The following is a 10855-nucleotide window of genomic DNA, read 5'->3' as shown; positions in this document are numbered from 1 at the left end:
CCACGCCGGTGGCGCAGACCCGGTCGCCGGCCGGCGCTCTGACCGTGGCCACCGCGGGCGAACTGGCCGAGCTGTCCGCCAGCCGCCGGCAGGTCATGCTGCGGGTGCATGACCGGGCGGGATCCGGCGCCGGCGTCGACTACTCGTTGCTGTCGCTGTGCGACACCTGCCCGTCCGACGGCCGGGTTCATCTCACCTCGACCTGTGCGCACGGTGGGACGCGCCGGGTCGTCGGGCAGTGGTCCCGGGACTCGGCCGCGGGCCGGCTGACCGGAGTCTGGCTGACCAACCTGACGAATGTCCGACTTGCCCAGATCGTCGACCTGGTCGAGCTGAGCCGGCGGTCCGGGCAGGAGGACATGGCCGCGCTGCGGGACAACTTCGGCCTGCAGGACTTCGAGGGCCGGTCGTATGCCGGCTGGCACCACCACGTGACGCTGGTCTCGGCGGCGCACGCGTACCGCACGCTGCGCGCGCAGCGGCCGGCCCGTCCGGTTCGTCCGGCCCGTCCGGCGCGCTCGGTTCGTCCCGCCGGCGCACCGGTCTCCCGCTTCATGTCAGTGCTGGACGCCTCGTCCGGGCGTCCACAGGAATCACAGATGGAGGAGAGCACGCTATGAAGGTCAAGGTTCTTGGACCGCTCGAGGCGTGGCACAACGGTGTGCCGGTCGTTCCGACCGCACGCAAGCCGCGGCAGGTGCTGGCGATGCTGGCGATCTGCGCCCGGCAGCTGATCCCGGTGTCCACGCTGATCGAGGAGCTGTGGGGCATCACCGAGGCGCCGCGGTCGGCGACCCAGTTGGTGCAGACCTACATCCTGCGGCTGCGGCAGCACATCGACGACGCGATGCTGGCCGGCGCCGGCAAGCAGATCCTGATCACCCGGCCTGGTGGGTACACATTGGACATCGCGCCGGAAGACGTCGACGTGCACCGGTTCGCGCAGCTGTCCACGTCCGGCGAGCGGGCCATGGAGGCCGGCGACTACGCCGCGGCGTCCAAGCTGCTCGGTAGCGCGCTGGAGACCTGGCGCGGTCCGACGCTGGTCGACGTCCGGGTCGGGTTCCGCCTCGGCGTCGAGGTCGAACGGCTCGAGCAGAGCCGGCTCGGCGTGCTGGAGTCCCGGATCGAAGCCGATCTGCGCATCGGCCGGCACCACCAGTTGCTCGGTGAGCTGGCCGAGCTCACGGCTCTATACCCGTTGCACGAGAAGCTGTGCGAACAATATATGACCGCCCTCTACGCTTGCGGTTGTAAGTGGAAGGCGCTGGAGATCTACCGGCGGCTGCGCAAGCGGCTGGTCGACGAACTCGGCGTCGAGCCTTCCGTTCAGGTGCAGCAACTCCAGCACGCGATTCTGAACTCGGACGTCGATCTGGACGCGGTCGCGATTCGGCGGCCGGCCCCCATCGGCGCCGTGGGTTGACCGGCGGCGGAGGCGCTTGCCGAGGTCAATTCGGGGAGAAAGACATGTCAGAGAGCAATGCGGCGTGGTTTCCCGCCAGGCGCACCCGGGCCCGGAACGGGGTGTCGCCCACCTCGTCGGTGGACGGCACCCGGTTCGCCCCGGTATATGCCATCAACAACCCCGAGCGGGGTGTGGTGGTCAACCCGTTCCTGGCCGAGCGCAAGAGCGGCTGGTGGGACTCGGTCGGCAAGGACACCCTCGTCGACGACGCTCTCGTCTATGTCGAACTGGAAAGCGAAGCGACCAAGGTGCGCACCTTCAAGATCGACCTGGTGGACGGTCTCATGCAGACGCCGGAGTACACCGCCGCGGTGATCAGGGCGAACCAGCCGTGGACGTCCGAGGCGCTGATCCGGCGCCGGGTCGGCGCGCGGAACCGGCGGCAGGCGCGGTTACACAGTCCCAACCCGATTCACCTCGAGGCGATCATCACCGAAGGCGCGCTGCGGATCCAGGTCGGTGGCCCCGACGTGATGCGTCGCCAGCTACGGCATCTGATCGACCTGTCCGAGTTGCCCAACGTCGACCTGCGGGTGGTGCCGGCCACCGAGGCGTACCCGGCAATGGGCACACCGTTCTACATCCTTTCGTTCGACGCCAGATATCCGGACATCGGCTACGTCGAACTGCTGGACAAGGGGATCTACCTGGAGGAGCCCGATGATGTCGAGTTGTACGTCATCAGGTTCCAAGGGCTGCGGGCCGTGGCGCTGGAACCCGACGCATCGCGCGAGCTGATCGCCGCGATCGGTTTCGGCCGGGCCTGAGTGACAAAGGAGAAGACCGGTGTGCGCCCCAGTTCCGCCCGGCGTCGTGTGGCGCAAGAGCAGCCACAGCAACGGCGACGGAAACGTGTGTGTCGAGATCGCGTTCCTGGCTTCCGGGGCGATGGCGATACGTGATTCGAAGAACCCGCCGGGCGGGGTGCTCATGCTGCCGGCGCGGGCCTGGGATCGGTTCCGCCGGGCCCTGGGCGACCATTGACCAAGAGGAGCAAGCTCATGAGGGTCGAGATCAAGGTTCTCGGGCCGCTGCAGGGATCCGTGGACGGAACCTCCATCGTGCCCTCGGCCCGCAAGCAGCGCCAGGTCCTGGCCATGCTGGCGATCAACACCGGGCAGGTGGTGACGGCATCGGCGCTGATCGAGGAAATCTGGGGCGGCCGGCCACCCCGCTTACCGTTGGCCAGCCTGCAGACCTACATCCTGCACCTGCGCCGCAAAGTGAAGAACGCGCTCGCCGAGGGCGCCGACCGGTCGTCCAAGGACATCCTGCTCACCGGCCCCGGCGGCTACACGCTGGACGTGCCGGCCGGACACATCGACACCGGCCAGTACGAGCAGTTGGTCGCCAGCGGCCGCCGAGCGGTCAGCCTGGGGGATTATCACAGTGCGGCCCGGATTCTCGGTGACGCGCTCAAGCTGTGGCGTGGGCGGGCGCTGGTCGACGTGGTGGTCGGCCCGCTGCTGCAGATCGAGCGGACCAGGCTGGAGGAGAGCCGGCTCTCAACGCTGGACCTGCGGATCGACGCCGACCTGCGCCTCGGCCGGCACCGCCTGCTGCTCGACGAGTTGGCCGCGCTGTGCGCCAAACACCCGTGGTTCGAGAACTTCCACGCCCAGTACATGCTCGCGTTGCACCGCAGCGGCCTACCGTGGCGCGCCCTGGAGGTGTACCGCAGGTTGCACACCTCCGTCGGCCGCCACCTCGGCGTCGACCCCTCCCGCCAACTCCGCCAACTCCACCAGGCCATCCTCTCCGCCGACCCCCTCGTCGACGACCCCCGCTTCGTAGCCAGCGACTGGCAACTCCGCAAGGGCGCCTGACCGTGCGGGGTCAGGCCGGCCGTGGTGGATCCACCAGCTCGATGCCGATCGCAACCACCCCGAGTGCTTCCCGCTCGGGCGGATAGATCTGCCGGATGTTGGCGAGCTGCTCCTCGCGGGTGGCCAGCGGGTTGACCGAGCCAATCCGCTCATGGTCGAACATCTCCTCGAAGCTCGCATACCGCGCGACTCGCGTGACCCGGGTGAGCACCTGATCCCCCTGACACCGGAACCGGATCAGCGACCCCGCCCTGATCTTCCGCCGACTCGAGTCGTTCACCCGAACCTCAACACTCTTCCGCCCACTCGCGATCAGGTCGAAGTAACGCTTGTAGATACCCATCTCGTGGGCGCGGACCGGCAACGTGACAGGTCGGGCGGACATGAGGCGACCGAGCTCCTTGACAGTGAACGAGCGGAAGAAGTGTTTAGGGTCTGTGAGCAACTCGCCGACCAGCCAAACGAGCGAGTCGACGTAGTTGTCGAGTGCGCCGGGCCAGGTGGTGGTGTCGACCATCCAAGGCTCAACATCGGCAGGCAGCAGGCGTGTGTCACGCTCACGCAGCAGCGACTTGGACAGCTTGGCCCCCGTAGGAGCCAGGACCTGCGGGGTGAAGATGCGGATTGGCATGTGCGCGGCAGGAGTGCCTAGCGCGCCGAGGGCGCCGTCGACAAGCTGACAGCCGAATGCCCAGTCACCGCCCTTCATCATTACGTGCAGAACGTCGGTGGCTCGGCCAAGGGTGCGTTCCTTGACCAGGTTGCGGTATAGCGTGGCCAGGTCCAGATAAGGCGCATCGTCCTCGGGATCGATGTGTGCCTCGTAACGGCCGTGATCGAAACAGACCGCGGTGAAGGTGGCACCGTCCTCACCAAACCGGATCAGTTTGGTGCGGTCGGCACGCTTCTCTGCCCAGCCACATTCAGGACAGGGTATGCGAATGTGGACTGTTCCGTGCGACGGGGCCATCCACCACCGGATGTCCTCCAGACGTTCCAGCGTGCGCAGGAACTCTGCCCGAAAGCCGGGTGTGGCCTGTTGATCGGTGTAGGTCTCGACCGCGTAGTCGGTTCCTGAAGCCTCTGACAGAGAGTCGAAGAAGACAGTGTAGTAGCGATCGATCAGCTCGGTGATCTTGTCCTTGCCCAAGGCATGGACGTAGGTCTGTTGGTATGCGTGGTGGGTTTCGGGGTCGAGTACCACCTCATGCGGGGCGTTGTCCAGGGCGCCGAACTGGACGCGGGTGTCGATGGAGAACTCACGGCGGGCGGTTTTTGCGAGTAGGAACGCGGCGGTCTGGACCAGGTTGGTGCCCAAATGCGGGGCGCCGTTGATCTGGGTGCCGACCACGAACTCGATCCGTGTGGGCCGCACAGCCTGCACCCGCGGTCGGAGGAGGTCGATGGTGCGCAGTAGTGCATTGGCAAGGACGCTGTTTGGCGAGATCAGCAGCGTCGAGGTTCCGCTGCGGCTCAAGGAGATCCCGGTCCTCGGCTCGGTCTGGGCAGGCGGAGGTTGGCGCAGATGAAGTCCAGGCGGGCGTCGGCTGAGTCGGGAGCGACGAACACGGGCTCGTAGCCGGCGTCGTAATAGCCCTGCACGATCAGTTCGTGAACGCGGCGAATCTCGCGGTCCTTGGCCCAAACGATGTCGTCCGGATCCTCGAAGGTGTCAAGTGGATCGAGCACGAAGATCGCGTCATAACGATAGCGCGCGGTGGCATCCTCCAACTGCGGGGCCGGTTTGAGCCCGAAGAAGCCTTCCCAGCCGTAGCCGTCTGGAATGCCCCTGTTATAGAACCTGATTCCGCGGGTGTGACCCGTGTACTCGGCGATGAATGCCTCCAGCACCTCCAACGAATACTCGCGCCGGTCTTCCCGGCGGAGGTGGCGGCCAAGCCGCTCGCGGTGCTTGCGGTAGATCTCGCGGCCGGGTTCCTCCTGCATGCAGGGGATGCCCGCGGCGTGGATCCGCTCGATCAGGTCGTCCTTGCCTGACGACGGGCCGCCGGTGACCACATAACGGCGGGGCGGGCCGTCTGACGCGGCGTCCAGCGCGGCGGCAAGTGAATTGATCTTGGTCACTGCGGTGATCCGTTCGAGTCAGTGATCGGCATCGCGTCGGAGCCGAGAAGACGGTCAACCCAGGTGCTGCCCAGCCCGGTCTCGTTGTGCAGGGCGTGGACGAACTGCTCTCGGCTGGCACCCCCGGCGGCCGCTTCGGTCAACCGGGATGCCTGCGCCCCGGTCAGCTCCGGTGTCCAGCCGGCCAGAGCGAGGAGGTCATCGACGGAGGTGTCGGAGTCCGGGGAGTAGGCGGTGGAGTAGCCAATCACCTCGGCTCGGGCGGCTGCCCACCGCCAGGCGGCGGTTACTGCCGCATGAATCAGGTCAAGCCGGTTCGCGCCTATGCTGACCAGCCGCTCGACGGCGAGTAGTTCCGCGTGGGCTGCATAGAGCGCCGACCACAACCGAGCCAACTGCTCCTCATGCTCGGTGAGCTCCCACGCGAACGGGTCGGCCGCGACCGGTTTGCGGACGATGACCGGCGCCAACCGGGGCGCGATCATGGGCGTGTGGGTGAATCGGTCGGCGTCGGCCAGTAGTTCCCAGGCGACCTTCTCGATCAGTTTGGGCTCGACCCGCTTGCGGAAATGATGCACTTCGTGGCCGGCCTGCTCGGCCGCCAGGTCTCGCCGCGCGGTGAGGGTCAACCCCGGAGCGGCTGGCGGCAGGCCGAACAGCGCCCTTGCTGCCCGTGCGTAGCGTGCGTCGGGAAACCTGGCCAGCAAACCGCGCATCGTGCCGTCCAGGGCCGTGGTTCGGCTGGACGGATTGGCGGGATCGACTGCCCTGGCGACGACCCCGCGCAGGTCCAGCAGGACGGCCTCAGCATGGGCCGGGGTGACCGGCAGTCCCTGCCGCAGCAGGCGGGCGACCGCTGCCACCACCTCATCCTCGGCTGGGCGTTTTGTGGGCATAGGTTGAGTCAACCACGATGCCCAGAAAAAGCCCAGCCCACCGAAGGGTGAACTCCGCGCGTGCGCCGGGCTAAGGGTTGCGCACCCAGGCGGAGTTGTGCTGGGTGAAGCCGATGTGCGGGTAGTACTCGGCGGCCGCGGGGGCGGACAGGAGCACGATCTTCGCGGTGGGCGCCTCCTGGCGGGTGGCGTCGATCAGCGCGCGGCCGATGCCCTGCCGCTGGCAGTCCTGGCTGACCGCGATGTCGGAAAGATAGGTCACGTAGGCGAAGTCGGAGACGCTGCGCGCGATGCCGACCATCCGCCCGTCGATCCGGCAGACCAGTATCAGGTTGGCGTTGCGCACCATCGCCTCGAACCGCTCCCGGTCGCCGACCGGACGACGCTCCGCCAGCGTCGACTCGCGGTAGACCGAGAGTACCTCGTCGACGTCCAGCAGCGCGCCGTCCACCCGCTCAATCTTCCAGTTCACGAAGCGTCTCCAATCGCGTGAGGATCACGTCCTGCCGGGCCAGGAACCGCTCCGGCCGCAGCTCGCCCGCGTCGATGCCGTGCTCGCCGAGCGCCGTTGCGAAGTCCACATCGGACCGTGCGGCCCGGTCCGCCGCCGCCTGCACGACCCGGTAGGCCTTCTCCCGCTCCATCCCGTCCTCGAGCAGCCCGGCCAGCACCGCCGAGCTGTACACCAGTCCGTTGGTGTGGTCGATGTTCGAGCGCATCTGGTCCGGGTAGATCTCCAGCGTCTCGACCAGTTCGGCCGCCTTGGTCACCTGGTAGTGGCCGACCATCAGGCTGTCCGGCAGCGCGACCCGCTCCACCGAGGAGTGCGCCAGGTCCCGTTCGTGCCACAGCGCCACGTCCTCCAGCACGGCGTAGGCGTGCCCGCGCAGCAGCCGGGCCAGTCCGCAGAGCCGCTCGCTGGTCGTCGGGTTGCGCTTGTGCGGCATGGCACTCGAACCCTGGTAGGCGATCGTGCGCCGCTCCTGCACCTCGCCGACCTCGGTGCGCTGCAGCAACCGCAACTCCAGGGCGATCTGCTCGACGCAGGACCCGAGCATGGCCACCGCGGACACCAGTTGGGCGTGCCGGTCCCGGCCGACCACCTGGCTGGGCGCCGGTTCCACGCCCAGCCCGAGCCGCTCGCACACCTGGCGCTCGACGGCCGGGTCGATCAGCGCGTAGGTGCCCACCGAACCGGAGATCGTGCCCACCGCCACCACGGCCCGGGCGGCGGTGAGCCGTTCGACCGAGCGGTCCACGGCGAAGGCGAACCGGGCCAGCTTGTGCCCGAAGGTGACCGGCTCGGCGTGCACCCCGTGTGTCCGTCCTATGCAGACGGTCCGCCAGTGCTCCACCGCGCGGTCGGCGAGCACCCGGCGCAGCCGCTTCGCCGCGCCGATCAGCAGGTCGGCCGACCGGGCCATGGTGTGGCCCAGCGCGGTGTCCACCAGGTCGTAGCTGGTCATGCCCCAGTGCACCCAGCGGGCCGACTCGTCGGGCATGTCCTCGCACCAGGCGGCGAGGAACGAGAGCACCTCGTGGTCGCGCTCCCGTTCGATCTCGGCCACCCGGGCCGCCGGGGGCACCCGGGCGGCCCGCACGTCGGGCAGGACGTGTTCGGGCACCCGGCCCAGCCGCACCTGGGCCTCGGTGGCGAGCACCTCCACTTTGGTCCAGGTCTCGTAACGTGCCTGATCCGACCACAGCTCGGCCATCTCAGGCAGCGCGTATCGGGGAATCATGTCCTGTCCTCAGTAGTTCTCGAAGTACTCGCGCTGCTCCCACTCGGTGACCACCCCGGCCGGCGGCGCCTCGGCGGCCTGCCAGGCCTCGAACCGGGTCGCCTCGCTCTCCTTGAGCTTGGCCAGGCAGGCGGCCAGCGGGGCGCCGAGCAGTTCGGTGGCCCGGCCGGCGCGGAACACCGTGAGGCTCTCCCGCAGCGACTGCGGCAAAGTGTCGCCGCCGCTGCCGCGCTCGTCCCGGGGACTGCCGGAAAGCCCGTCCAGTCCGGCGAAAAGCTGCGCGGCGATCAGCAGGTACGGGTTCGCGCACGGCTCGCCGACCCGGTTCTCGATGTGCGTCGAGCTACCGCCGCCGAGCACCCGCAGCATCGCGGTGCGGTCCTCGTAGGTCCAGCCGATCCGGGTCGGCGCCAGGGTGAACGCCGGGTCCAGCCGCCGGTAGCCGTTGACCGTCGGCACCGACAGCAGGCAGAAGTCCCGCGCCCGGGCCAGCAGTCCCTCGATGTAGGCCTTGCCGTCCGGCGACATCTCGTCGGATCCGGCCACGGCGAACAGGTTGCGGCCGGTGCGGGTGTCCATCACCGACTGGTGCAGGTGCCAGCCGCTCGGGTCGAACCCGTCGATCCGCGGCAGCGACATGAACGACGCGTGAAACCCTTGCCGGGCCAGGTCCTGCTTGACGAACGTGCGGAACAGCAGCATCGCGTCGGCGGCGTCCATGGCCAGCATCGGGTCGAACGTGGTCTCCAGCTGGCCCGGGCCGGACTCGTGTTCGAGGGAACGCAGCGGCAGGCCCATCTCCTGCACCCGCATGGCCAGCGGGTAGACCACCGGCGCCACCGCCTCGGTGTAGGAGTCGAGGTTGAACTGGTAGCCGGCGTTGACCGGCTCGACCCGCGGCGCCGCGCCCTGGGTGCCGAACCCGTTGCCCACGTTGCCGGGCGGGCCGTCCAGCCGCCGGGTCAGGTACCACTCCACCTCCAGGCCGATCACCGGCGCCAGCTCGCGGGCCGCGTAGCGGGCGCACACCTGGCGCAGCACGTTGCGGGTGGACAGCGGGTGCGGCGTGCCGTCGCGCAGGTACTCGTCCCCGAGCACCCACGCGGTGCGCGGCTCCGAGCCCGGAAGTGGTTGGAACGTCAGGGGATCCGGAACCACGACGAAGTCGCCCGCGCCGAGGATCTCGTCCACCCCGACGCCCGGGCTGTTCAGGAAGTCCACCGCCACCGCGTGTCCGGTGTCGAAGATGAACGGCCCCGGGCTGAAGTCCATGCCGTTGCGCAGCACGGTGCGGAACGCGGCGCTGGTCAGGGTCTTGGACCGGGCCAGGCCGTGCGGGTCGCAGAACGCCACGCGGACGAAGTCGATGTCGTCCAGCGCGCGCTCGACGGCCTCGGCCGCCTCGATCTGCCGGTCGTCCCACAGGCCGAGCTCGGTGACGAACGCCGGGCGCCCGACGCTGCTTTCGGAGTACAGGCGTGACCACGACCGGGAGTACATGGCTAGAGCATCCTTTCGGTTGGTCGACCGGGCGGCCGCGGCAGCGGTTCCAGCTCGGCCTCGACGCTCCGGGCGGTGGATAGCACCAACTGGTCGGCGCCGAACGGGCCGACCAGTTGGACTCCCACCGGGAGACCGGAAGCCGTGAGGCCGGCCGGGAGCGAGAGCGCCGGCTGGCCGGTCAGGTTGAACGGGTAGGTGGCCGGCGTCCACGCCAGCCAGAGCAGATCCGCCGGATCGGCCGCCCAGTCCGGAGCGATCGCGCCGGCGCCGAACGGTTCCACCGGAACGGTGGGCATGGCGAGCAGGTCGAACCGGCCCATCACCCCGCGCAGCGTGGTCCGCAGCGCGAGCCGCACCTCCTCGGCCCGGGCGACCGCGGTGCCGCGCAGCGTGCGGCCGTGCCGGACCACCGCGAGCCGTCCCGGGTCGGCCCGCGCCTCGTCGCCGTGCCGGGTGCCGGCCGCCTCGCCTGCCGCGACCAGATCCACCATGGCCTGGTAGGGATCGGCGAACGGAACCTCGGTCGCGGTCAACCGGTGGCCCTGTCCGGTCAGCACCGTGCGGACCCGGCCGGCGACCGCGCCGACCTCCGGCGTGGTGCCGGGAAACTCGATCCAGGCGATCCGCAGCGCGCGTGGCCGGGGCACGGTGTCCAGCACGACGGTGCCGGAGTCCGGGTCGTGCGGATGCGCGCCGGCGATCAGCGCCGCCAGCTCCATCGCGTCGGAAACGGTGGCGGTCATCGGTCCGACCTGGGCCAGCCGGTCCGCGCACGGCGGCACGTAGGGCACCCGGCCGAACGACGGCTTGTAGCCGACCACACCGCAGAACGCCGCGGGAATCCGGATCGAGCCGGCCCCGTCGGTGCCCAGCGCCGCCGCGCACAGCCCGGCCGCGACCGCCGCCGCCGACCCGCCGCTGGACCCGCCTGCCGAGCGGTCGGGGTCCCACGGGTTGCGGGTCGGGCCGGTCACCCGGCTCACCGTGCTGGTGCTCCAGCCGTACTCCGAGGTGGTGGTCTTGCCCACGATGATCGCGCCGGCCGCGCGCAGCCGGGCCACCGCGGGCGCGTCCACCCGGGGCCGCCGGTTGTCCAGCAGCGACCCCCGGGTGGTGGGCAGGTCGCGGGTCTGGATCAGGTCCTTGACCGCGATCGTGACGCCCAGCAGCGGGCGGTCCCGCCAGGCGGCCGGCCCGAGCGCGCGGATGCGTTCGTCGGCCGCCTCGGCCTCGGCCAGCGCCTGTTCACCTGCGACCGACACGAACGCGCCCACCGAGGCGTCCTCCTCGATCGCCGCGAGCAGCTTGCCGACGTGCTCGGCGACCGAGAACTCA

General features: G+C 69.4%; 11 protein-coding genes and 1 pseudogene. 5 read left to right on the top strand and 7 right to left on the bottom strand.

All coding sequences use genetic code 11. From position 1 onward, the window contains the following. The 5 genes and pseudogenes from VFO68_RS23240 to VFO68_RS23220 form a co-directional block, all read left to right on the top strand. Positions 1–461 (top strand): annotated as a pseudogene (locus VFO68_RS23240) (IS701 family transposase); the annotation flags it as partial. A 155-nt stretch (positions 462–616) separates the two neighbouring features. After that, the gene (locus VFO68_RS23235) at positions 617–1426 is read left to right on the top strand and encodes an AfsR/SARP family transcriptional regulator (RefSeq protein ID WP_325160480.1); all 810 of its coding nucleotides are present in this window, start codon (positions 617–619) and stop codon (positions 1424–1426) included. 44 nt (positions 1427–1470) lie between these two features. After that, complete coding sequence (locus VFO68_RS23230; RefSeq protein ID WP_325160479.1) at positions 1471–2235, top strand: DUF5753 domain-containing protein; 765 nt, start codon at positions 1471–1473, stop codon at positions 2233–2235. A 19-nt stretch (positions 2236–2254) separates the two neighbouring features. Beyond that, the gene (locus VFO68_RS23225) at positions 2255–2452 is read left to right on the top strand and encodes a DUF397 domain-containing protein (protein ID WP_325160478.1); all 198 of its coding nucleotides are present in this window, start codon (positions 2255–2257) and stop codon (positions 2450–2452) included. A 17-nt stretch (positions 2453–2469) separates the two neighbouring features. Further along, entirely contained in the window at positions 2470–3294 is an 825-nt protein-coding gene (locus tag VFO68_RS23220; protein ID WP_325160477.1) for an AfsR/SARP family transcriptional regulator, read from the top strand. 10 nt (positions 3295–3304) lie between these two features. On the opposite strand, the gene VFO68_RS23215 is transcribed toward VFO68_RS23220, so the two are convergent. The 7 genes from VFO68_RS23215 to VFO68_RS23185 all read right to left on the bottom strand — a co-directional run. Further along, positions 3305–4771 (bottom strand): ASCH domain-containing protein, encoded by a 1467-nt coding sequence (locus VFO68_RS23215; protein WP_325160476.1) that lies wholly within the window; start codon positions 4769–4771, stop codon positions 3305–3307. Then, a complete protein-coding gene (locus VFO68_RS23210) occupies positions 4768–5379 on the bottom strand; it encodes an ATP-binding protein (protein WP_325160475.1) in 612 nt (203 codons plus the stop codon). The genes VFO68_RS23215 and VFO68_RS23210 overlap by 4 nt, the downstream gene beginning before the upstream one ends. Then, positions 5376–6242, bottom strand: coding sequence for a hypothetical protein (locus VFO68_RS23205; RefSeq protein ID WP_325160474.1), 867 nt, complete (start codon positions 6240–6242; stop codon positions 5376–5378). The genes VFO68_RS23210 and VFO68_RS23205 overlap by 4 nt, the downstream gene beginning before the upstream one ends. 103 nt (positions 6243–6345) lie before the next feature. After that, positions 6346–6747 (bottom strand): GNAT family N-acetyltransferase, encoded by a 402-nt coding sequence (locus tag VFO68_RS23200; RefSeq protein WP_325160473.1) that lies wholly within the window; start codon positions 6745–6747, stop codon positions 6346–6348. After that, positions 6731–8017, bottom strand: a complete 1287-nt coding sequence (purB, locus tag VFO68_RS23195; protein ID WP_325160472.1) for an adenylosuccinate lyase — start codon at positions 8015–8017, stop codon at positions 6731–6733. The genes VFO68_RS23200 and purB overlap by 17 nt, the downstream gene beginning before the upstream one ends. Positions 8018–8026: 9 nt before the next feature. Continuing rightward, a complete protein-coding gene (locus tag VFO68_RS23190; protein ID WP_325160471.1) occupies positions 8027–9517 on the bottom strand; it encodes a glutamine synthetase family protein in 1491 nt (496 codons plus the stop codon). A 2-nt stretch (positions 9518–9519) separates the two neighbouring features. Then, positions 9520–10855: amidase (locus VFO68_RS23185; RefSeq protein WP_325160470.1), on the bottom strand; the 1336-nt coding region annotated here is incomplete at its 5' end.

Source organism: Actinophytocola sp., assembly GCF_035712165.1.
Classification (GTDB): Bacteria; Actinomycetota; Actinomycetes; order Mycobacteriales; family Pseudonocardiaceae; genus DASYTH01.
Note: the sequence above shows the minus strand (reverse complement) of the source record. Positions and strands in the feature narration are given on the sequence as shown.

What these genes read in the sequence shown, in the direction of transcription:
- VFO68_RS23235 (WP_325160480.1), top strand. Translation starts at nt 617, where the DNA reads ATGAAGGTCAAGGTTCTTGGACCGCTCGAGGCGTGGCACAACGGTGTG.
- VFO68_RS23230 (WP_325160479.1), top strand. Translation starts at nt 1,471, where the DNA reads ATGTCAGAGAGCAATGCGGCGTGGTTTCCCGCCAGGCGCACCCGGGCC.
- VFO68_RS23220 (WP_325160477.1), top strand. Translation starts at nt 2,470, where the DNA reads ATGAGGGTCGAGATCAAGGTTCTCGGGCCGCTGCAGGGATCCGTGGAC.
- purB (WP_325160472.1), bottom strand. Translation starts at nt 8,017, where the DNA reads ATGATTCCCCGATACGCGCTGCCTGAGATGGCCGAGCTGTGGTCGGAT.
- VFO68_RS23190 (WP_325160471.1), bottom strand. Translation starts at nt 9,517, where the DNA reads ATGTACTCCCGGTCGTGGTCACGCCTGTACTCCGAAAGCAGCGTCGGG.